This window comes from Azospirillum melinis, from assembly GCF_013340935.1.
GTDB classification, from domain to species: domain Bacteria; phylum Pseudomonadota; class Alphaproteobacteria; order Azospirillales; family Azospirillaceae; genus Azospirillum; species Azospirillum melinis.
In genome coordinates, this window is record NZ_WHOS01000002.1 from 66,085 (window position 1) to 86,608 (window position 20,524).

General features: G+C 68.3%; 20 protein-coding genes. 14 read left to right on the forward strand and 6 right to left on the reverse strand.

Going from position 1 to position 20,524, the window contains the following annotated elements:
* The first annotated feature begins 16 nt into the window (after positions 1-16).
* The 4 genes from rbsC to rbsK all read left to right on the forward strand — a co-directional run bounded on the left by rbsC (position 17) and on the right by rbsK (position 3,955).
* Positions 17-958, forward strand: a complete 942-nt coding sequence (gene rbsC, locus GBZ48_RS01990; RefSeq protein WP_098736466.1) for a ribose ABC transporter permease — start codon at positions 17-19, stop codon at positions 956-958.
* Between the two features lie 85 nt (positions 959-1,043).
* Positions 1,044-1,937, forward strand: a complete 894-nt coding sequence (gene rbsB, locus GBZ48_RS01995; protein ID WP_174469476.1) for a ribose ABC transporter substrate-binding protein RbsB — start codon at positions 1,044-1,046, stop codon at positions 1,935-1,937.
* 78 nt (positions 1,938-2,015) lie between these two features.
* A complete protein-coding gene (locus tag GBZ48_RS02000) occupies positions 2,016-3,032 on the forward strand; it encodes a LacI family DNA-binding transcriptional regulator (RefSeq protein ID WP_174469477.1) in 1,017 nt (338 codons plus the stop codon).
* Complete coding sequence (gene rbsK, locus GBZ48_RS02005; protein WP_174469478.1) at positions 3,029-3,955, forward strand: ribokinase; 927 nt, start codon at positions 3,029-3,031, stop codon at positions 3,953-3,955. Before GBZ48_RS02000 ends, rbsK begins: the two co-directional genes overlap by 4 nt.
* A gap of 19 nt (positions 3,956-3,974) precedes the next feature.
* Here the strand turns inward: rbsK and GBZ48_RS02010 are convergent, their stop codons facing one another.
* Together GBZ48_RS02010 and GBZ48_RS02015 are read right to left on the reverse strand one after the other, a co-directional pair.
* On the reverse strand, positions 3,975-5,714 hold the full coding sequence (locus tag GBZ48_RS02010) for a SulP family inorganic anion transporter (RefSeq protein WP_174469479.1): 1,740 nt from the start codon (positions 5,712-5,714) through the stop codon (positions 3,975-3,977).
* 105 nt (positions 5,715-5,819) lie between these two features.
* Positions 5,820-6,080 (reverse strand): helix-turn-helix domain-containing protein, encoded by a 261-nt coding sequence (locus GBZ48_RS02015; protein WP_109050962.1) that lies wholly within the window; start codon positions 6,078-6,080, stop codon positions 5,820-5,822.
* 239 nt (positions 6,081-6,319) lie between these two features.
* Between GBZ48_RS02015 and GBZ48_RS02020 the strand changes: the two genes are divergently transcribed.
* The 9 genes from GBZ48_RS02020 (at position 6,320) to GBZ48_RS02060 (ending at position 14,683) form a co-directional block, all read left to right on the forward strand.
* Complete coding sequence (locus GBZ48_RS02020) at positions 6,320-7,480, forward strand: M20 aminoacylase family protein (protein WP_425485968.1); 1,161 nt, start codon at positions 6,320-6,322, stop codon at positions 7,478-7,480.
* Positions 7,481-7,666: 186 nt separating this feature from the next.
* A complete protein-coding gene (locus GBZ48_RS02025; RefSeq protein WP_343049115.1) occupies positions 7,667-9,010 on the forward strand; it encodes an NAD(P)/FAD-dependent oxidoreductase in 1,344 nt (447 codons plus the stop codon).
* Between the two features lie 17 nt (positions 9,011-9,027).
* Complete coding sequence (locus GBZ48_RS02030) at positions 9,028-9,525, forward strand: L-2-amino-thiazoline-4-carboxylic acid hydrolase (RefSeq protein WP_109050963.1); 498 nt, start codon at positions 9,028-9,030, stop codon at positions 9,523-9,525.
* A 53-nt stretch (positions 9,526-9,578) separates the two neighbouring features.
* Positions 9,579-10,688, forward strand: a complete 1,110-nt coding sequence (locus GBZ48_RS02035) for an ABC transporter substrate-binding protein (protein ID WP_174469480.1) — start codon at positions 9,579-9,581, stop codon at positions 10,686-10,688.
* Positions 10,689-10,741: 53 nt separating this feature from the next.
* Positions 10,742-11,656, forward strand: a complete 915-nt coding sequence (locus GBZ48_RS02040; RefSeq protein ID WP_098736474.1) for a branched-chain amino acid ABC transporter permease — start codon at positions 10,742-10,744, stop codon at positions 11,654-11,656.
* The gene (locus tag GBZ48_RS02045; protein WP_209798256.1) at positions 11,643-12,695 is read left to right on the forward strand and encodes a branched-chain amino acid ABC transporter permease; all 1,053 of its coding nucleotides are present in this window, start codon (positions 11,643-11,645) and stop codon (positions 12,693-12,695) included. Before GBZ48_RS02040 ends, GBZ48_RS02045 begins: the two co-directional genes overlap by 14 nt.
* Entirely contained in the window at positions 12,692-13,462 is a 771-nt protein-coding gene (locus GBZ48_RS02050; protein WP_174469481.1) for an ABC transporter ATP-binding protein, read from the forward strand. The genes GBZ48_RS02045 and GBZ48_RS02050 overlap by 4 nt, the downstream gene beginning before the upstream one ends.
* The gene (locus tag GBZ48_RS02055) at positions 13,459-14,169 is read left to right on the forward strand and encodes an ABC transporter ATP-binding protein (protein WP_174469482.1); all 711 of its coding nucleotides are present in this window, start codon (positions 13,459-13,461) and stop codon (positions 14,167-14,169) included. The genes GBZ48_RS02050 and GBZ48_RS02055 overlap by 4 nt, the downstream gene beginning before the upstream one ends.
* Positions 14,170-14,206: 37 nt before the next feature.
* On the forward strand, positions 14,207-14,683 hold the full coding sequence (locus GBZ48_RS02060; RefSeq protein ID WP_174469483.1) for an L-2-amino-thiazoline-4-carboxylic acid hydrolase: 477 nt from the start codon (positions 14,207-14,209) through the stop codon (positions 14,681-14,683).
* Here the strand turns inward: GBZ48_RS02060 and GBZ48_RS02065 are convergent.
* Positions 14,625-17,447: an HAD-IC family P-type ATPase gene (locus GBZ48_RS02065; RefSeq protein WP_174469484.1), complete on the reverse strand. Its 2,823-nt coding sequence runs from the start codon at positions 17,445-17,447 to the stop codon at positions 14,625-14,627. The genes GBZ48_RS02060 and GBZ48_RS02065 overlap by 59 nt on opposite strands.
* A 158-nt stretch (positions 17,448-17,605) precedes the next feature.
* Positions 17,606-18,370: an SDR family NAD(P)-dependent oxidoreductase gene (locus tag GBZ48_RS02070; protein ID WP_174469485.1), complete on the reverse strand. Its 765-nt coding sequence runs from the start codon at positions 18,368-18,370 to the stop codon at positions 17,606-17,608.
* Between the two features lie 103 nt (positions 18,371-18,473).
* Here GBZ48_RS02070 and GBZ48_RS02075 point away from each other — a divergent pair, with 103 nt between their 5' ends.
* Positions 18,474-19,412, forward strand: coding sequence for a LysR family transcriptional regulator (locus GBZ48_RS02075; RefSeq protein ID WP_174469486.1), 939 nt, complete (start codon positions 18,474-18,476; stop codon positions 19,410-19,412).
* A gap of 12 nt (positions 19,413-19,424) precedes the next feature.
* Here the strand turns inward: GBZ48_RS02075 and GBZ48_RS02080 are convergent, their stop codons facing one another.
* Together GBZ48_RS02080 and GBZ48_RS02085 are read right to left on the reverse strand one after the other, a co-directional pair.
* Positions 19,425-20,138: a histidine phosphatase family protein gene (locus tag GBZ48_RS02080; RefSeq protein WP_174469487.1), complete on the reverse strand. Its 714-nt coding sequence runs from the start codon at positions 20,136-20,138 to the stop codon at positions 19,425-19,427.
* Positions 20,135-20,518 (reverse strand): DUF6285 domain-containing protein, encoded by a 384-nt coding sequence (locus tag GBZ48_RS02085; RefSeq protein WP_174469488.1) that lies wholly within the window; start codon positions 20,516-20,518, stop codon positions 20,135-20,137. Before GBZ48_RS02085 ends, GBZ48_RS02080 begins: the two co-directional genes overlap by 4 nt.
* Positions 20,519-20,524 lie beyond the last annotated feature (6 nt).

Sequence of the window (20,524 nt, forward strand, 5' to 3'; positions counted from 1 at the left end):
AGGAAGAGAGACGACGATGACCACGCTGAAACGCTTCCTGTCCCGCAACAAGCCGCTGGTCGGCCTGATCGTGCTGATGGCCGCCGTCGCGGTCATGAGCCCCAGCTTCATGACCGTCGACAATCTGTTGAACATCCTGCGGCAGACCTCGATCAACGCGGTGATCGCGGTGGGCATGACCTACGTCATCCTGTCGGGCGGCATAGACCTGTCGGTCGGATCGGTGCTGGCCTTCTGCGGCGCCGTCTGCGCCTGGCTGGTGGCCGGCGACCTGTCGATCTGGCTGGCGATCCCGCTCAGCCTGCTGCTGGGCGCCGGTCTGGGCGCCATCAACGGCGTCGTGATCGGCACCGGCGGCGTGCAGCCCTTCGTCGCCACGCTGGTCGCCATGACGATGCTGCGCGGCGCCACGCTGGTCTTCACCGACGGCCGGCCGATCACCACCGGGACCGGTGCGGCGGCCGACGCCTTCTGGAGCGTCGGCGGCGGCTATCTGCTCGGCATTCCGGTGCCGGTGGTCGTGGCGGCAGCGGTCTTCGCCGTCTGCGGCCTTGTCCTGACGCGCACCCGCTTCGGCCGCTACACCTATGCGGTCGGCGGCAACGAGGTGGTGGCGCGGTTGTCCGGCATCCGCGTTAATCTGGAAAAGACGACGATCTACGCCCTGTCGGGCCTGCTGGCGGCGCTGGCCGGCGTCATTTTGACCGCCCGGCTGGAAAGCGCGCAGCCGACCGCCGGCGCCGGGTACGAACTGGATGCCATCGCCGCCGTCGTGGTCGGCGGCACCAGCCTGTCCGGCGGCAAGGGCACCCTGTTCGGCACGCTGGTCGGCGCCCTCATCATCGGCGTGCTGAACAACGCGCTGAACCTGATGGACGTCTCCTCCTATTACCAGATGATCGCCAAGGGCGCGGTCATCCTGCTCGCGGTGCTCGCCGACAGCCGCAAGTCGCCGTAAGGCGACCGCTTCCCCGGATCGGCCCTCTTGGACCTGTTGCTTGCTCCAATCAGACGAACAAGAACGATGAGGAAGGAATCCAACCATGCGTAAGCTTCTGACCGCGGCCACCGTCGCCGCCACCGCCCTGCTCGCCTCGGCCAACGCCGCCACCACCGCTCAGGCGGCCGACACCATCGCCCTGGTCGTCTCGACCCTCAACAACCCGTTCTTCGTCACGCTGAAGAACGGCGCGGAAACCAAGGCCAAGGCGCTGGGCTACAACCTGCTGGTCCTCGATTCCCAGAACGACCCGGCCAAGGAGCTAGCCAATGTCGAGGATGTGGTGAACAAGAAGGTCAAGCTTCTGCTGGTGAATCCGACCGACTCCGACGCCGTCCGCTCGGCCGTCCGTTCGGCCAACCGCGCCAAGATCCCGGTGGTGACGCTCGACCGCTCGGCCAATGGCGGCGAGGTCGCGTCGCACATCGCGTCGGACAACGTCGCCGGCGGCCGGATGGCCGGCCAGCTGGTGGTCGACATGCTGAAGGGCCAGGGCGCGGTCGTCGAGCTGCAGGGCCTGCCGGGTGCTTCGGCCGCCCGCGACCGCGGCAAGGGCTTCCACGAGGCGGTGGACAAGGCCAGCGGCCTGAAGGTGGTGGCGAGCCAGCCGGCCGACTTCGACCGCACCAAGGCGCTGAACGTCATGGAGAACATCCTTCAGGCCCAGCAGAAGATCGACGTGGTGTTCGCTCACAATGACGAGATGGCGCTGGGTGCCGCCAAGGCGATCCAGGCGTCGGGCCGCAAGATCCCGGTGGTCGGCTTCGACGGCACCGACGAGGGCGTCGCGGCGGTCAATGCCGGCACCCTGACGGCGACGGTCGCCCAGCAGGCCGGCCTGATCGGTGAGAAGGGTGTCGAGACCGCCGACAAGGTCCTGAAGGGCGAGAAGGTCCCTGCCTTCACACCGGTTGAGTTGAAGATGGTGACGAAGTAAAGCACGAGCCCGCCTCTGCCGGTGCGGCCGACGAGGCTGGCGCCGGAGGGGGCGGAACGTGTTGAGGAGAGCGGCGGCATGGTGACGATCAGGGATGTGGCCCGCGAGGCCGGCGTGTCGATGAGCACCGTCTCCCACGTCATCAACGCCACCCGCTTCGTGGCGCCGGAAACCGAACAGCTGGTGCGCGCCGCCATCGACCGGCTGGGCTACACGCCGAACGGCATCGCGCGGGCGCTGAAAGGCAACCGCACCCGCACGCTCGGGATGATCGTCACCGCCAGCTCCAACCCCTTCTTCGCCCATGTGATCCACGGGCTGGAGACGGTCAGTTCCGACCGCGGCTACAGCCTGATCCTGTGCAACACCGACGATGAGCCGGACAAGCAGCTCCGCGCCTTCGAGGCCCTGCACAACCGGCGGATCGACGGTCTTGCGGTGCTGACCAGCAATGCCGATCCCGGCTTTCTCGACAATGTGCAGACGCGGGCACCCGACCTGCCGCTCCTGCTGCTCGACACCGATCCGCATCCGGGCGCCTGCACGGTGACCGACGATTCGGTGATGGGCGGACGGCTGGCGGCACGGCTGCTGGCGGAACGCGGCTTCCGCCGCGTCGCCTGCATCACCGGTCCGGGGCGCCATCCCCGCTCCCGCGCCCGGCTGGCCGGCCTCGTCGAGGAATTGGGCAAGGCAGGCCTGGCGTTGGAGCCGGGGCTGCTGCGCGAGGCCGACCTGACCATTGCCGGCGGCTACGCGGCAGCGGCATCGCTGCTCGACGGGGGGGAGCCGCCGGAGGCGGTCTTCGCCTTCAACGATCTGATGGCGGCCGGCGTGCTGCGCGCCGCGGCCGAACGTGGGTTGGCCGTGCCGGACCGCCTGTCGGTGCTGGGGTACGACGACATCGAACTGGCCGCCTACCTCACCCCACCCTTGTCCACCATCCGCCAATCAGCGGGCCTGCTGGGCGCCCGCGCGGCGGAGCTGCTGATCGACCATCTCGAAGACGGCCGGCCCCTGCCCGACCTGTTGACCCTGCCGCCCGACCTCGTGCTCCGCGCCTCGGTCGGCTGGCCCTGTGCGAGGCTCTCATGACGTCAAACCGCCCTATCGTCGTCTTCGGCAGCGTCAACATCGACGTCTGCGCCTATTCCGACCGGCTTCCCCGTCCCGGCGAGACCGTGCATGGCACCGGCTATGCCATGGGGCTGGGCGGCAAGGGCGCCAATCAGGCCGCGGCATCCGCCCGGCTGGGCGGATCGGTCGAGATGGTCGGCCGGACCGGCGGCGATGCCTTCGGCGAGATGGCGCGCAGCCGGCTGGCCGGCTTTGGCGTGCGGACCGACCATCTGTCGACGGATCCGGCCCATCCGACCGGGATCGCGGTGATCGGCGTCGAATCCTCCGGCGAGAACTGCATCACCGTGATCGGCGGCGCCAACATGGCGGTGAGCGAACAGGACGTGGCGCAGGCCGCCCCGCTGTTCGCCGACGCGTCCGTGCTGCTGCTCCAGCTGGAAATCCCGCTCGCCGCCGGTCTGGCTGCGGCAAGCGCGGTGCGCGCCGGCGGCGGCCGCATCATCCTGGACCCGGCGCCGGCCCCGCATGGCGGGCTGACCGCCGACATCTTCCGGGCCGTCGACGCCATGACCCCGAACGAGACGGAGACCGAATCCCTGGTCGGGCTGCGGCCGACGACCGCGGACGAGGCCGCCGCGGCGGCGGAGCGGCTGGCCGAGCGCGGCCTGTCCATCGCCATCGTCAAGATGGGCGCCAAGGGCGTCTATTTCCGCGGCCCGGAGCGGCAAGGCTTCATCCCGCCCTTCCCGGTGACAGCGGTCGACACGGTCGCGGCCGGCGACTGCTTCAACGGCGGGCTCGCCTTCGCGCTCGCCCGCGGCGACGATCTGGCTGGCGCGGTGCGCTTCGCCGCCGCCTGCGGGGCGCTCGCCACCACCCGCGCCGGTGCTGCGGACTCGGCCCCGACGCTGGCGGAGGTGGCGGCGCTGCTGGGGTGATCGGGATCGCCCGGCGCCGCTACACGGCGTCCTGGGTCACCGCTCCATCCCCGGCATTCGACGCGTCCTCGTCCCGCCGCAGCTTGTGCAGGGCGACGTCGATGGTCCGCTCATAGCTGACCAGGGGCGGCTTCAGCCCGTGGCTGAACAGCGCCTGCCGCGAGGCGTGGCTGGTCCCGGTCAGGATCAGCTTCACGCCGCGCCGCGCCGCCTTGTGCGCAAGCCCCTCGATCGTGTTGGCCGCGGTCGAATCGAGAAACGGCACGGCGCTGAAATCGACGATCAGAACCCGGTGGGTGTCGGCGATGCGGTCGAGCACCGAACCGATGGACGCCGCCGCTCCGAAGAAGAACACGCCGGAAATCCGGTAGATCACCACCTCGGGATCGGCCGCCCCCTGATCGTAGGGCTTGCGGGCGACCAGAGCGCCGTCGGCGCTGTCCTCCGCAACGAAGGGCGTCTGGCTCTCGATGGCGGTGATCGTCGACATGCGGTGGATGAACAGCACCGAGCCGAGCGCGAAGCCAATGACGATGGCTTCGGTCAGGCCGGTGAAGATCGTCAGCAGGAAGGTGGTCAGCAGCACCGCGGCATCCCCGCGCGAGGCGCGCAGCAGGGCGGCGATGGCCGGTTTCTCCACCATGTTCCAGGACACGACGGCCAGGACGCCGGCAAGGCTGGCGAGCGGAATGAAGCTGGCGAGCGGTGCCGCGACCAGGATGAAGACCAGCAGGAACACGGCGTGCAGCATGCCGGCGACCGGCCCATGGGCACCGGCGCGCACGTTGGTCGCCGTGCGGGCGATGGTGCCGGTGACGCAGATGCCGCCGAACAGGCCGGACGCGATGTTGGCGACGCCCTGCCCGACCAGTTCGCAGTTGGAGCGATGGCGGCGCCCGGTCATGCCGTCGGCGACCACCGCCGAGAGCAGCGATTCGATGGAGCCGAGCAGCGCGAACGACACGGCGCTCGGCAGGACCGCCTGAATCTTTTCGAGCGTGATCGCCGGCAGGGCCGGCATCGGCAGGCCAGACGGAATGCCGCCGAACTTGGTGCCGATGGTCGCGACGTCGAGGCCGAAGGCGGCGGTCACGATGGCGCTGCCGGCGACCGCGATCAGCATGCCCGGCCAGTGGGGCCGCACCGCCTTCAACCCGACGATGATGCCGACGGACGCCAGCGCCAACCCGACCGACGCCGGATCGGCCGTCGGCAGGCCCGACCACAGCACCGGCAGCTTTTCAAGCAGAGGCCCGGGTTCCGGCCCGCTCAGGGTCAGGCCGAGGAGATCCTTGATCTGGCTGGCGAAGATGATCACGGCGATGCCGGCGGTGAAACCGACTGTCACCGGATAGGGCATGAATTTGATGTAGGTTCCCAACTGCAGAAGGCCGATGGCCGCCAGCATCAGGCCGGACAGCAGGGTGGCGAGGATCAGCCCGTCCATGCCATGCGCCTGCACCGTGGCGGCGACCAGCACGATGAAGGCGCCGGCAGGCCCGCCGATCTGGAACCGGCTGCCGCCCAGGGCGGAAACGAAAAAACCGCCGAAGATCGCCGTGTAGAGCCCCTGGGCCGGCGAAGCGCCCGACGCGATGGCAATCGCCATCGACAGCGGAAGCGCCACGATGGCCACCGTCAATCCGGCGATGGCGTCGGCGCGGAGGTTCGAAAGCCCGTAGCCCTCGCGCAGGATGGTGACGAGCTTCGGCGTGAACAGCTCGGCAAAGCTCGGTTGATGGGAAATCGGTACTGTCATCTGTCCGGCGGCCTTCTGGGATAAGGCGGCGGGATCGTCGGCATCAGGTCGGCGGTCGCCGTCGCGCGGTCGATGGGTTTGGCGCCAGCGTTTGGCGCAAGTGTTTCAGGGCCTGGGTGCCGGTGTCTTCAGGCGGACGCCGCGACCGCCGGCAACGCTCTGCGCGTTGTCGCCGATCAGCTCGATTCCGGCGAGGTCGAGAGCCTCCACCACCTTGGTCAGGCTCTCCACCACGCCGCGCACGTTGCCGTCGCTCGCCTCCATGCGCTGGATGGTCGGCACCGACAGTCCGGCCAGTTCGGCCAGCGTCTTCTGATCGATCCCAAGAAGCGCCCGGGCGGCGCGCAACTGCGAAGCCGTGATCATCCCGCATACCCCGCTGATACATGCAAGTCGCTATCTGAAACATATACTATGATGTTTAAAACGTCAGTAGCGATGTTTGGAACTGTTGCGCTTCTCCGGCCCCCGCTGTCGCACGCCCCGCCCGTGCCATGCGATGGAATGCATGCCCACCGGCGAAATCGGCCGTTTCGGACCCGGTATAATTTGGGCAGGATTGCCACAGAGAATTGCTGGAACATAAGGACAAGACGATGGACGGGATGGTGACGGGGCTCGACGGGCTGACCGCGGACATGACGGATTGGCGGCGCGATCTGCACGCCCATCCGGAAACCGCCTTCGAAGAGCAGCGGACCAGCGACTTCGTGGCGGAAAAGCTGGCCTCCTTCGGGCTGGAGGTTCATCGCGGCCTCGCCAAGACCGGTCTGGTCGGGATCCTGCGCAATGGCGAGGGGCCGATGGTCGGCTTCCGTGCCGACATGGACGCGCTGCACATCCACGAGGAAACCAACCTTCCGCACAGCTCGCGCAATCCCGGACGCATGCATGCCTGCGGTCATGACGGGCACACCGCCATGCTGCTGGGTGCGGCCCGCTACCTGACCGAACACCCCGAGCTGTTCCGGGGCACCATCGTCTTCATCTTCCAGCCGGCGGAGGAGAATGAGGGCGGTGGCCGGGTGATGGTGGAGGAAGGGCTGTTCGACCGCTTCCCCGTCGAAAAAGTCTTCGGCATGCACAACTGGCCGGGGCTCGAGGTCGGCCGCATCGCGCTGCGCCCCGGCCCGCTGATGGCGGCCTACGACATCTTCGAGCTGACCCTGACCGGCAAGGGCACCCATGCGGGCATGCCGCATATGGGGACCGACACGATCATGGTCGGCAGCCAGATCGTCTCCGCCCTCCAGACCATCGCCAGCCGCAGCGTCCATCCCATCGATTCGGCCGTCGTCAGCGTCACGCAATTCCACGCTGGCGATACGTGGAATGTCCTGCCCGGCACCGCCGTTCTCCGCGGCACCGTCCGGACCTTCCGGCCGGAGGTTCAGGATCTGGTTCAGCGCCGCATGGGCGAGGTGGCCACCGCCATCGCCGCCGGATTCGGAGTCGAGGCCAGCCTGCGCTACGAACGGCGCTATCCGCCCACCACCAACAGCGCCGCAGAGACGGAACTGGCCCGGCGGGCGGCGGCACGCGTGGTCGGAGAAGAAGCCCTCGACCTCGATCCGATGCCCAGCATGGGGGCCGAGGATTTCTCCTTCATGCTGCAAAAGCGCCCCGGTTGCTACGTCTGGGTTGGTGCCGGACCGTCGGACCAGGGCCGGAACCTGCACAGCCCGCACTATGATTTCAACGATGCGGTGCTGCCGATCGGCACCAGCTATTGGGTTCGGCTGGCGGAAACCGTCCTGCCGAAATGATGCAGATCATGTCATGCGCCCCGATTTCCCGATCAGGGCGCATGACATGAAAAAATTTCCGCGGAAAAATCTTGGGAATTGCGTACGTGTGTCCATTGTCCCATAGTTCGGCGGGAAACGGATGGCCCTAATTCCAAAAGGGGATAAGGGCACAGCGGATTTCAGCCAAACAGGGACGGGCGCGACGTGACGAACCAAGGGGCACATCAGGCGGCGGGCCAGGCGCAGGACATTCCGGGCCGGGGCGGCATCTGGCAGCGTCCGGACTCGCTGTGGGAGGCCACCGCCCCGCCGCCGCCCGCCCTGCCGGCGTTGCAGGACAGCGTGCAGGCCGACGTGCTGGTGATCGGCGGCGGCTTCACCGGGCTTTCCGCCGGTCTGCATGCGGCAGAGGCCGGGCGCCGCGTCGTGGTGCTGGAGGCGTCCGAGCTGGGGCGGGGTGCCTCCGGCCGCAACAACGGGCAGGTCATCCCGACGCTGACCCGTCCCGACCCCGCCGACCTCATCGACCGCTTCGGTTGGGAGAGCGGGGAGCGCCTGGTCGGGCTGATCCGGGACAGCGCCTCCACCCTGTTCGATCTGGTGCGCCGCCTCGGCATCGACTGCGCGGCGGAACAGACCGGCTGGATTCAGCCGGTCCATTCGCCGGGCCGCATCAAGATCGCCGAGCGCCGGGCAACGCAATGGGGCAAGTTCGGCGCCGATGTCGAGTTGCTCGACCGCGCCGCCGTCTCCGCCATTCTCGGCACGGATGCCTATTTCGGCGGCTGGATGAACCGGACCGGCGGGCACATCAACCCGCTGGCGCTGGTGCGCGGGCTCGCCGCCAAGGTGGTCGCGGCCGGGGCGGCGGTCTACGTCAACTCCCCCGCCTTGTCGGTGCAGCGCCGCGGCGACTCCTGGGTCGCCCGCACCCCGCAGGGCATGGTGACCGCCGACTCCCTGGTGCTGGGCACCAACGGCTATGCCGCCGCCATCTTCCCGGAAATCCGGACGGAGGTCGTGCCGGTCCTGTCCTGGCAGATGGCGACCGCTCCCCTGGGCGACACTGTCCGCAAAACCGTCCTGCCGGGCCGGCAGGCGATGTCCGACACGCATGGCGACCTGCGTTTCATGCGCTACACCGCCGACAATCGGCTGGTGACCGGCGGCGCGCTGCTGAACCCGGTGAATGGGGCGGAGCGGTTGAAGCGCATCGTCGGCGCCCGTCTGGCCGGGATGTTCCAGGCACTGAACGGCGTTACCTTCGATCATGTGTGGAATGGCCGCATCGCCATGACCACCGATTACTTTCCCCGTGTCCACCGGCTGGGGCTGAACGGCTTCGCCTGGGCCGGCTGCAACGGGCGCGGCGTCGCGCTGTCAGTCTCGCTGGGGCGGGAACTGGCCCGCGCCGCCATCGGCCAGGACCCGAAGGATCTTGCCCTGCCCTTCACCGCACCGACGCCCCTGCCCTTCAACGCCCTGCTGCAACGCATCGGGCCGCTGAAGATCCTGCAATACCGCTGGAACGACGCCCGCGAAGTCTGATCAAGGAGACCGCCAGCATGTCCGACAGCCCCGACTACCCCACCCTTCTCCGCAATGCCTACGCGATGCGCGCGGCGTCCTACGCCCACATGTTCGACGTGCTGCGCGAGCGTTTCGGCACCGAAACGGCGCTGGAGGTGGGGCAGGAATCCACCCGCCGCCTCGGCGAGGCGATGGGCGTGAAGTTTGCCGGGCACGGTCCCGACGACCTGACCGGCCTGTGCCATGCCTTCCTCGACGGCATTCCCAACCGCGACAGCATGTTCGCGCCGGAGATCAAGCGCTGCGACGGCGAGGCGCTGGAAATCCATTTCCACCGCTGCCCGCTGAAGGAAGCCTGGCAGGCGCAGGGCCGGTCAGATGCCGATCTGGAACTGCTCTGCAAGATGGCCGGCGCCATCGACGGCGGTCTGTTCGAGGCCGCCGGGTTCGTTTTCAAAGGTGAAACCTGGAAGCCGGGCGACGAGGGCTGTTGCCGCCTGAAGGTTCTGCCCGGCGCCAGAGCCGCCGAATAAATGCGCATCGCCGCAAAGCCTGCAAAGACAGACAATAAGAGGGTGCCATCGCCATGAATTTCCGTCTCCTCACGCTGACGACCCTCACCGCCGCCGGGATTGCCGGTTCGGCTTTCGCCGCCGACACGGTCAAGCTCGGCTACCAGCTGCCGCTGACCGGCGACACCGCGCAGTACGGCCAGGACTTCCGCAAGGCCGCCGAGATCGCGCTGACCGAGTTCAACGCCGCCGGCAAGCCGTTCAAGGTCGAGATCGTCTTCGAGGACAGCCGCTCCGACGCCAAGGAGGGCACCAACATCGCCCGCAAGTTCGTGGACGACAAGGAGATCGTCGGCGTTCTGGGCGACTTCACCTCCGGCGTGTCGATGGCGGCGGCGCAGGTCTACAAGGACGCCGGAATGCCGCAGCTGTCGCAGACTGCCTCGCACCCCGACTACACCAAGATCTCCAAGTACCAGTTCCGCAACATCGCCACCCAGGCGCAGGAAGGCCCCTACAACGCCAAATGGATGGCGACCAAGGGCTTCAAGAACGTCGCGGTGATCGCGGAGCAGACCGACTGGGGCCAGTCGGTGGTCAGCGGCTTTTCCGACGCGGTCAAGGCCAACGGCGGCACCGTCGCCTTCTCGGAATTCTTCAACCGCGGCCTGAAGGACTACCGCTCGCTGATCAGCAAGATCGAGCGTGCCAAGCCCGACGCGATCTACACCGGGTTCTTCTATGAGGACGGCGCGCAGTTCCTGAAGCAGCTGCAGCAGCTGGGCATCAAGACGCCGGTTTATTCGACCTCGGCGGCCTACAGCCCGAAGCTGATCGAGCTGGCCGGTGGAGCGGCGGAGGGCGTGCATCTGACCTCCAACTTCCTGCCGACCGACCCGTCGCCCAACGTCCAGCATTTCGTCGACGAGTGGAAGAAGCGCTCCGACGGCGCGGTGCCCGGCCAGTTCCCGGCCCAGGCCTATGACGCGGTCCGCATCATGCTGGCGGCGGTGGAGAAGGCTTCGCCCAACCCGACCCGCGAGAAGGTGCGCGACGCGCTGGCCCAGACCAAGGACTTCCCCGGCGTCACCGGCAAGACCAGCTTCAGCGCCGACCGCGAAGCCGAGAAGGAACTGGTGAAGGTCGAGGTCAAGGGCGGCGCCTTCGTTCCGGTCGCCGACTGACGCCTCCCCCGGCCAACGATCCCCAGCGCCCCCTTCGCAGCGACAGAGCCCGCATGTTCGATCCCTATTATCTCCAGCAGCTGGCCATCGGCCTGTCGCTGGGCATGACCTACGCGCTGATGGCAATCGGCTTCACGCTGATCTTCGGCGTGCTGAACGTCGTCAACTTCGCCCATGGCGAGATCTACACGCTGGGTGCCTTCGCCGGGCTCGTGCTGATCTCGGCAACGGCGCCGCCCATCGTGGCGGTGATCCTGGGCGCGCTGGCAATCGGGGCGCTTGCGGGCTTCTCGCTGGAGCGGATCGCCTTCAAGCCGTTCCGCCGCTTCACCGACGAGGCGTCGCTGAAATCGCGGGCGATGCGGGAATCGACCCTGCTCTCCTCGCTGGCGGTGTCCATCGTGGTGCGCGAGGCGCTGGAGATCGTCTTCGGGTCGCAGATGCGCTCCGTCCCCTTCGAGTACCTGATCAACACGCCGGTGCGCGTCGGGCCGGTGATCCTGGTGACCGGCGACTTCATCATCTTCGGCGTCGCCGCCGCCATGCTGATCGGCCTGCAATATCTGCTGACGCGCACCCGCGTCGGGCTGGCGATCCGCGCGGTTTCCAACAACCCGCTCGGCGCCAAATATGTGGGCATCGACACCGACCGCACCATCATCACCACCTTTGTCGTCGGATCGATGATGGGCGCGGCGGCCGGCATCCTGATGGGGCTGTACTATGGCGCGGTCTTCCCGGCCATGGGCTTCACCCCCGGCATCAAGGCCTTCGTCGCCATGGTGATGGGCGGCCTGTCCTCCATCCCCGGTGCCGTGATCTGCGCGCTGATCCTCGGCATTTCGGAAAGCATGGCGACGACCTTCGTCTCGTCGGGCTGGTCGGACATGGTGGCCTACGGCTTCCTGATCCTGACCCTGATCTTCTTCCCCAACGGCTTGTTCGGAGCGCGCCGTGAACGCGTTTGAGAATGCGGCACCTGCCGATGGCCTGACCCGGCGCCGGGGGCTGCTGGTCCCGGCGCTGATCCTGCTGCTGGTCTTCGCAGCGCTTCCGGCGCTGCTGGCCGGCTTCGACAAGGGCTATTTCTACCAGATCGCCAATCTGGCGCTGATCTTCGTCCTGCTGTCGGCCTCCATGCATCTGGTGACGGGGGTGGCAGGCCTGCTGCATCTGGGACATGCCGCCTTCTACGGCGTCGGCGCCTACACCGCGGCGCTGCTGACATCCAAGCTGGGGCTTGGCTTCACCGTCACGCTGCCGCTGTCCGGTCTGGTGGCGGCGCTGGTCGCCTTCCTGGTGGCGCTGCCGACTATGCGGCTGGTCAGCATCTATTTCGCCGTGGCGACGCTCGCCATCGGGCAGATGCTGTATCTGGTCATGCTGAACTGGGTGGACTTCACCAAGGGCCCCAACGGCGTCATCGTCTCCAAGGGGTTCGAGCTGTTCGGCTTCAGCCTGTCCGGCCGCCTTGGCGCCTACTACACGGTGGCAGCGGTGGTGACGCTGTCGGTCATCGCCATCGGCCGGCTCAGCCATTCCTATTACGGCAACGCCCTGCGCTCGATCCGCGAGGACGACCAGTGCGCCGACGCCATGGGCGTCAGCACCGTGCGGCTGAAGATGGAGGCCTTCACCCTGTCGGCCTTCTTCGCCGGGATCGCCGGCAGTCTGTGGGCGCACATGACCGGCTACATCTCGCCGGGCGACTTCAAATTCTCCGAATCCATCCTGATCCTGGCGATGGTGGTGGTCGGGGGGCTGGGCAGCCTGCCGGGAGCGGTCATCGGCGCCCTGCTGCTGATCCTGCTGCCGGAAGGGCTGCGGGCCCTGGGCGATTTCCGCAACATCATGGTCGGTCTGGTGATGTTCCTCTCCATCCTGCTGCTGCCGAAGGGCCTGCTGGGCGAGGTCTCCGCCCTGCGTCTCGTTCGTCGGCAGTTGGGGGCGGCGTGGCGCAACACCGGCCCGGCAAATGGGAAGGGCGAAGGGATCGGCTGGCGATGACCCATCTTCTTGAAATCCGCAACGTCAGCCGCCGCTTCGGCGGCGTGCAGGCGGTCGGCGACGTCACCGCCCATGTGAACGAGGGCGAACTGGTCGGGCTGATCGGACCGAACGGTGCCGGCAAGACCACGCTGTTCAATCTGATCTCCGGCTTCACCCCGCTGTCGGGCGGCACCGTCGCCTTCGCCGGCAGGACCATCAGCGGGCTCAAGCCCAATCAGGTGGCGCGGCTGGGCATCAGCCGCACCTTCCAGAACCTGCGCGTCTTCCCCAACATGTCGGTTTTCGACAACGTGTCGGTCGGCGCCGTCGGCGCGCTGCCGCAGGGCGCGTTCGGCGCGCTGTTCGGCGGGCTCCACCGGAGCGGCCGGGACCGCTCCGCCGAGATCAGCCGCCGCACCTGGGAAGCGTTGGAGGCGGTCGGACTGACCCATGTGGCGGCGGAACTGGCCGCCAATCTGCCCTACGGCCAGCGCAAATATCTGGAGATCGCCCGCGCCCTCGCCATGCGGCCGCGCTTCCTGATCCTGGACGAGCCGGCGGCCGGGCTGAACGACACCGAGACGCGCGATCTGGCCGCCTTCATCAAGCGGCTGCACGGACAGGGCCTGACCGTCATGCTGGTCGAACACGACATGACGCTGGTCATGGGCATCTGCCAACGCATCCTGGTGCTGGCCTCCGGCCGCAAGATCGCCGACGGCACGCCGGACGCCATCCGCACCGATGCCGCCGTCCTCGAAGCCTATCTTGGGGTGGATGAATGACCGCGCCGCTGCTTTCCATCGCGGACCTGCATGTCGCCATGGGGCCGCAGGAGATCCTGCACGGCGTCCGCCTGGACGTGGCCCAGGGCGCCATCGTCGCCGTGCTCGGCTCCAACGGCGTCGGCAAGACCACGTTGATGCGCACGGTTTCCGGCATCTACCGGGCTCGCCAAGGAACCATCACCTTCCGCGGCCAGCCGATTGCCAACATGCCGGCCCACCGCATCGTCCAGCTCGGCCTGTCCCAGGCGCCGGAAGGGCGGCAGATCTTCTCCAACATGAATGTCCGAGAGAACCTCGTGCTGGGCGGCGGCGATGTCGGGCTGGGCGAGCTGGACCGCGTGCTGGCGATGTTCCCGATCCTGAGCGAGCGCCTGCGCCAGAATGCCGGATCGCTGTCCGGCGGCGAGCAGCAGATGCTGTGCATCGCCCGCGCCCTGATGCGCCGGCCGAGCCTACTTCTGCTCGACGAGCCGTCGCTGGGGCTGGCGCCGAAGATCGTGGCGCAGATCTTCGACCTGATCGGCCGCATCCGGGCCGAAGGTGTGTCGATATTGCTGGTCGAACAGAACGCCCGCGCGGCACTGCGCATCGCCGACCATGCCGCGGTGCTGGAGGATGGCCGGATCGTGCTGTCCGGCCCGGCCGACCAGCTGCGGGACGACCCGCGCATCGCCGAGGCCTATCTCGGCGGCCACGCCCATTGAAAGCTTATTGACGCCACCTCATGGAAGGAAGCCAGTCATGACCCAGACCATGGGCATCCTCGAACGCCGCCGCATCGAGGCGGAAATCCTGAAGCCGGTCTATGAGGAGATGGCCGCCCGGCTGGGCGAAGCCACCGCGCAGGAGATCCTGGGCGCGGCGATCACCAAGGCGGCCCTGGCCGCCGCCAAGTCCTTCGCCGAGACCGAGCCGGAGGGCACCAGCCTGAAGAGCTTCGCCGATCTTCAGCCGCTGTGGACCAAGGACGACGCGCTGCGGCTGGATGTGAAGCGGCAGGACGACACGCATTTCGACTACAATGTCACCCGCTGCCGCTACGCCGAGATGTACCGGGAGATGGGGCTGGGCTCGATCGGGCACCTGCTGTCCTGCAACCGCGACGCCGCCTTCTGCACCGGCTACGACCCGCGCATCAAGATGGAGCGCACGCAGACCATCATGCAGGGCGCCGACCATTGCGATTTCCGCTATCGCTTCGAGGCGAAGGAGGAGTAGGCGCAGCGGTCAGCCGCTTTTCCAGCTCCATCAGCACGAACAGCGCGGCGCCGACGGCGGCCATCGCCGCCCAGGCGGTGACGCCGACCGGAGCGGTTCCGAACAGGGCCTGCATGGGCGGCGCATAGGTGAAGGCCAGTTGCAGCAGGGTCATCACCGCGATGGACAGCCAGACCGGCCGGCTGCCGGCCAGGGCGGACCCCAGCCCGGCCCGGCCATGCAGGTCGCGGGCGCTGAGCAGGAAGAAGATCTCGCCCACCACCAGGGCGTTGACGGCGATGGTCCGCGCCTCCTCGATGCCGTCGCCCTGCAAACGGTGGAAGTGGAAGAAGCCGAAGCTGGAGGCCACCAGCAGGGCCAGCACCACCACCATCCGCCGCACCAGCCGGCCGGTCAGGATCGGTTCGTCGCGCGGGCGCGGCGGGCAGGCCATGACGCCGGGTTCCGGCGCCTCGAAGGCCAGCGCCAGCCCCAGCGTCACCGCGGTCACCATGTTAACCCACAGGATCTGCACCGGCGTGATCGGCAGGATGCTGCCCGACAGCACCGCCAGCAGGATCACCACCGCCTGCGCTCCGTTGGTCGGCAGCATGAACAGGATGGTCTTGCGCAGATTGTCGTAGACGGTGCGCCCCTCCTCCACCGCATGGACGATGGAGGCGAAATTGTCGTCGGCCAGCACCATCGCCGCCACCTCCTTCGCCGCCTCGGTGCCGTTGCGACCCATGGCGACGCCGATGTCGGCCCGCTTCAGCGCCGGGGCGTCGTTGACGCCGTCGCCGGTCATGGCGACCGTGTCGCCCGCCGCCTGGAGTGCTGCGATCAGGCGCAGCTTATGTTCCGGGGTGGTGCGGGCGAAGACGCTGTTGGCCTGCGCCGCCGCGGCGAAGCCGGCCCCGTCCAGCCTGTCCAGCTCCGGCCCGCCGATGACACCGTCCGGCAGGCCGAAGCGCCGGCCGATGGCGGCGGCGGTGGCGGCATGGTCGCCGGTGATCATCTTCACCGTGATGCCGGCCTGCCGGCAGGCCGCGACCGCGACCAGAGCCTCTTCCCGCGGAGGATCGATCAGGCCGCAGAGTCCGAGCAGTTCCAGCCCCTCCTCCCCCAGATCCTTGACGATCAGATCCTCGGTGATCGGATCCTCGGCGATCAGTTCCGGCAACTCCACCGATGTGCGGCGCATCGCCAGCGCCAGGACACGCTGGCCCTGTCCGGCCAGTTCGGCGGTCACGGCGGACCAGTGCTCCCGGTCCAATGGCGCCGTGCCAGCGCCGCGCCGCTCCCGCCCGCACAGCGCCAGCACCCGCTCCGGCGCACCCTTCACCACCAGGATGCCGTAGCCGGCATGGTCGTGATGCAGGGTCGCCATGTATTGGCGTTCGGATTCGAAAGGCAAGGCGTCGCGGCGCGGAAAGCGCGTCGCCTCGCCGGCCGGGTCCAGCCCCGCCTTCATCGCCAGCGCCAGTAGCGCGCCGTCGGTCGGATCGCCGGCCAGTTGCCACTCGCCGCCGGGGTCGCGGTGGAGGGTGGCGTCGTTGCACAGCAGGGCGGCACGCGCCAAGTCCAGCAGCAACGGCTCCCCGGCCGGATCGACCAGCCGCCAATCCCCATTCCCGCCGCGGCCGATCTCCCCCTCCGGCGCATAGCCGCTGCCGCCGGCACGATAGCTGGCGTCGACGGTGACGATGCTGGTCACCAGCAGTTCGTTGCGCGTCAGCGTGCCGGTCTTGTCGGTGCAGATGGTGCGGACGCTGCCCAGCATCTCGACCGCCGGCAGATGGCGGATGATGGCGTTGCGCCGCGCCATGCGGGTGACACCCACCGCCATGGTGATGGTCATCACCGCCGGCAGCCCTTCCGGGATCGCCGCCACCGCCAGCCCGACCGCGGTCAGCACCATGTCCTGCCACGGCTCGCCATACACCAGCATGCCGAACAGGATGGTGACCAGCGCCAGCAGCAGGATGCCGCCGGTCAGCCAGCGGCCGAACCGCGCCATCGACACCAGCAGCGGCGTCGCCACCGTCGTCACCGAGGCCAGGAGATGGCCGATGCGCCCGACCTCCGTCGCATCGCCGGTCGCCACCACGATGCCGGTGCCCTGCCCCTGCACCACCATCGTGCCGGCATAGGCCATGCCGCCACGGTCGCCCAGGGCCGCATCGGCGGCGACCGCGGCGGCAGATTTGGATGAAGGCACGGATTCGCCGGTCAGCGCAGCCTCCTGCACCAGCAGGCCCTTGGTCCGGTCGAGCCGCAGGTCGGCCGGCACCCGGTCGCCGGAGACCAGGAACACGCGGTCCCCCGGCACCAGCGTCTCCGCCGCCAGGGTCACGGCATGACCGTCGCGCAGCACAACAGCTTGGGGCGACAGCAGGGTGCGGATGGCTTCCAGCGCCTGTTCGGCCCTATCCTCCTGGATGTAGCCGATCAGCGCGTTGACCAGCACGACGCCGAAGATCACCCCGGCGTCCGTCCAATGCCGCAGCAGCAGCGCCACGGTGCCGGACGCCAGCAGCACATAGATCAGCAAATTGTGGAACTGCGCCGCGAACCGCATCCAGCCCGGCCGCCGCTTCGGTGGGGTCAGGCGGTTGGGGCCGAAACGGGCCAGCCGCGCCGTCGCCTCCGCGCTGTCGAGCCCGTCTGCCGGACTGTCCAGCCATGTCGCGACCTCGGCGGCGTCCAGCGCGTGCCAGGACGCTTCGGGCGGCTTGCCCGGCGGTGCGCAGACGCCTGGGTCTGTGTCTGCCAGCGGTGGCATGCGATCTGCCTCCCTGAGGAGATCCCAATGCCAAGGATGACACCTTACCCATGCCGAGAGAAGGGACTTGACCGACTGGTCCGCTCCGCAGCCGGCGCATGGTGGCCGGCAACGGAGCGGACGCGACGAAACCTCAGACTTCGATCACCACCAGTCGATCACACCTGCGCCATGCCGCCGTCGGCGAACAGTTCGATGCCGTTGACGAAGCTGCTGTCGTCGGAGGCCAGGAAGACGGCGGCCTTGGCGATCTCGTCAGGGTCGCCGACGCGGCCAAGCGGCACCTGGGCGGCCAGATAATCGACCAGCCCCTGCTGCTGCGCCGCGTCCGGACCGGCCAGTTCGACCAGCCCCGGCGTGCGGACCGGGCCGGGGCTCAGCGTGTTGATGCGGATGCCGCGGTCCTTCAGGTCCAGGATCCAGCTGCGGGCGAAGTTGCGCACCGCCGCCTTGCTGGCGCTGTAGACGCTGAAGGCCGCCGTGCCCATGCTGCCGGCGGTCGAGCCGGCGAGGATCACCGAAGCCCCCTTTCCGAGCAGCGGCAGCGCCTTCTGCACGGTGAACAGCACGCCTTTCACATTGCGGTTGAAGGTGTCCTCATACTGCTCCTCGGTGATGGCACCCAGCGGCAGCATGCCGCCGCCGCCGGCATTGGCATAGAGCACGTCGAGCCGGCCGGCCTCGCTCTGGATTTGGGCATAGAGCCGGTCGAGGTCGGCGAGGTTGGAAGAGTCCGCCTGCACTCCGGTCGCCTTGCCGCCGGCCGCGACGATCGCCGCGACAGCAGCCTCCAGTTCGGTCTGGCGGCGACCGGTGAGATAGACGGTGGCGCCTTCGGCGGCGAACCGCTTGGCCGCGGCGAGGCCGATGCCGCTGTTGGCACCGGTGACGAGGGCGATCTTGCCGTCAAGCTTGCCTGACATTTGAAGTCTCCTTGGAATTGGGTTGCTCGCTGGAGACAAAGCTATCGACGGCACGGTCTTATCGAAATAGAAATGACTGAAAACCATCGTTGCAGGATTGGCGATGTCGAAGCTGCCGGATTTCGAAGGGCTGGCGATGTTCGCCAAGGTGGTGGAGGAGCGTTCCTTCGCCGGTGCGGCCCGCGCCATGGGGGTTTCGGTCGCCACTGTGTCGCGCGCGGTCAGCCGGCTGGAGGAGCGGCTGGGGGCGCGGCTGTTCAACCGCACCTCCCGCCGGCTGGCCCTGACCGATTTCGGCCATTCCCTGGCGGAGCGGGCGACCCGCCTCTATGACGAGGCGGAGGCGGCGGAGAATGCGGTGCGCGAGATGTCCAGCCGTCCGCGCGGCCTGATCCGCTTCGCGGTGCCAATGTCCTTCGGGCTGCGCTGGGTGGCGCCGCTGCTGCCGGACTTCTTCCGCCTCTATCCGGAGATTTCCATCGACCTGCACCTGAGCGACGCCGTCGTCGATCTGGTTGGGGACGGTTTCGACGCGGCCCTGCGCGTCGCGGTGCTACCGGACAGCTCGCTGGTGGCGCGGCGGCTGTGCGGGGTATCGCCGGTGGTGCTCGCCGCCCCCGGCTATCTCGCCCGCCATGGCGAGCCGCGGCACCCGCGCGACCTGAACGGCCACCATTGCCTGGGCTATGCCTATCGCCGGCGGCAGGATATCTGGCATTTCACCAACAGCGCCGGCGAGGAGGAAAGCGTCACCCCGACCGGCCCACTGCGCGTCACCAATGCCGACGCGCTGGTGCCGATGCTGCTGGACGGGCTGGCCATTGCCGAACTGCCGGAGTTCATGGCGGCGGAGCATCTGGCCAACGGAACACTGACCGCCATCCTGACCGACTGGTCGCTGCCCAAGGGCGGCCTCTACTTCATAACGCCGTCGGCCCGCACACGGCCGGCCAAGGTCGGCGTGCTGGCCGATTTCCTGATCGAGCGGCTGTCTGACCCGGTCTGGCGGCGTCAGATCGACGGCATGAAGCCGGAGGAATAACGGTCTGGGCCATCAATCCAGAGCCAGCAACGGGCCGAACGCCTCCTCCAGGCTGCTGCGGTGCAGCCCGATCTTTGCGGGATTGCCGGGCGTCAGGTTGACCGCGCGGATCAGGCGGCGGACCACCCGGTCGGCCGTTACATCAATGTCGATGATGTTGATGCAGCCGTAATCCTGCTCAAAGGCCGACAGGGCGGACAGACCGGCGCCGCAGGCCCAGGACAGCAGCATGCGGTTCACCCCGTCATGGGCGACCAGCGCCAGATGGGTCCAGTCCGGTTGCCGCACCAGCGCCTCGATGGCGGACACCACCCGGTCGCGCACGGCAGCGAAGCCGTCGCCACCGGCGAAACGTCCATCCTCCGCCGCCGCTTCGAAGCCATAGACATAGGCGGCCTCGCGCCGCTCCTTCGGCACTTCCGACAGGCGGCCGGCGCGGATTTCCAGAAAGTCGGGGATATCCTCCACCGGCAGCCCATGCGGAGCGGCCACCAGTTCGGCCGTCTGCCGCGTGCGGGCGAGGCCGGAACACAGCACGCGGTCCAGCGGCGCACCGGCCAGCAAGGCGCCCGCCGTCCGCGCCTCCTCCCGTCCGCGGTCGGTCAGTGCGGCAAGCTTCGGATTCAGCGGCTTGCCGTCGGCATCGTAATAGGCGACATGACCGTGGCGCAGCAGGTAGAGGCGACGGCGGGCGACCGTTCCTTCCAGGGGTGGAAACAGGCTCATCGGCCGGGCTCCCGCCGTTCCGCGGACAGCCGCTTGGGGTTGCTGACCGCCAGCCTTGCCAGCGTGATGTCCGTCAGGACAGCCCGCAAGGCCAACTGCCGGTCCGGTGCGTCGAAGCGCCCGGAATCGATGGCGGCGCAGAGCCGCGGCAGCAGGACCGGCAGATCGCCGGTTTCGCCCAGCAGATCGCCGACGGCGGCTGCCAGGGCGGGCTCGGCACCGGTGCCGGCGGCAAGCTCCCGCTCGGCCGTCCCCAGCGCGTTGGCGATCATCAGTGCGGTGAAGCGCTGGTCGGCCGGCACCACCGGAAGGATCGCCTCGCGAAAGCTGCGCAGTGCGATGGCGACCAGATCGCGGGCGCCGGGATCGTCGTTGATCATGCCCCA

Bases quoted from the DNA above. Each gene is read 5' to 3' on its own strand.
- rbsC (WP_098736466.1), top strand. From the start codon at position 17: ATGACCACGCTGAAACGCTTCCTGTCCCGCAACAAGCCGCTGGTCGGC.
- rbsB (WP_174469476.1), top strand. From the start codon at position 1,044: ATGCGTAAGCTTCTGACCGCGGCCACCGTCGCCGCCACCGCCCTGCTC.
- GBZ48_RS02000 (WP_174469477.1), top strand. From the start codon at position 2,016: ATGGTGACGATCAGGGATGTGGCCCGCGAGGCCGGCGTGTCGATGAGC.
- rbsK (WP_174469478.1), top strand. From the start codon at position 3,029: ATGACGTCAAACCGCCCTATCGTCGTCTTCGGCAGCGTCAACATCGAC.
- GBZ48_RS02010 (WP_174469479.1), bottom strand. From the start codon at position 5,714: ATGACAGTACCGATTTCCCATCAACCGAGCTTTGCCGAGCTGTTCACG.
- GBZ48_RS02015 (WP_109050962.1), bottom strand. From the start codon at position 6,080: ATGATCACGGCTTCGCAGTTGCGCGCCGCCCGGGCGCTTCTTGGGATC.
- GBZ48_RS02020 (WP_425485968.1), top strand. From the start codon at position 6,320: ATGGTGACGGGGCTCGACGGGCTGACCGCGGACATGACGGATTGGCGG.
- GBZ48_RS02030 (WP_109050963.1), top strand. From the start codon at position 9,028: ATGTCCGACAGCCCCGACTACCCCACCCTTCTCCGCAATGCCTACGCG.
- GBZ48_RS02035 (WP_174469480.1), top strand. From the start codon at position 9,579: ATGAATTTCCGTCTCCTCACGCTGACGACCCTCACCGCCGCCGGGATT.
- GBZ48_RS02040 (WP_098736474.1), top strand. From the start codon at position 10,742: ATGTTCGATCCCTATTATCTCCAGCAGCTGGCCATCGGCCTGTCGCTG.
- GBZ48_RS02050 (WP_174469481.1), top strand. From the start codon at position 12,692: ATGACCCATCTTCTTGAAATCCGCAACGTCAGCCGCCGCTTCGGCGGC.
- GBZ48_RS02055 (WP_174469482.1), top strand. From the start codon at position 13,459: ATGACCGCGCCGCTGCTTTCCATCGCGGACCTGCATGTCGCCATGGGG.
- GBZ48_RS02060 (WP_174469483.1), top strand. From the start codon at position 14,207: ATGACCCAGACCATGGGCATCCTCGAACGCCGCCGCATCGAGGCGGAA.
- GBZ48_RS02065 (WP_174469484.1), bottom strand. From the start codon at position 17,447: ATGCCACCGCTGGCAGACACAGACCCAGGCGTCTGCGCACCGCCGGGC.
- GBZ48_RS02070 (WP_174469485.1), bottom strand. From the start codon at position 18,370: ATGTCAGGCAAGCTTGACGGCAAGATCGCCCTCGTCACCGGTGCCAAC.
- GBZ48_RS02075 (WP_174469486.1), top strand. From the start codon at position 18,474: ATGTCGAAGCTGCCGGATTTCGAAGGGCTGGCGATGTTCGCCAAGGTG.
- GBZ48_RS02080 (WP_174469487.1), bottom strand. From the start codon at position 20,138: ATGAGCCTGTTTCCACCCCTGGAAGGAACGGTCGCCCGCCGTCGCCTC.
- GBZ48_RS02085 (WP_174469488.1), bottom strand. From the start codon at position 20,518: ATGATCAACGACGATCCCGGCGCCCGCGATCTGGTCGCCATCGCACTG.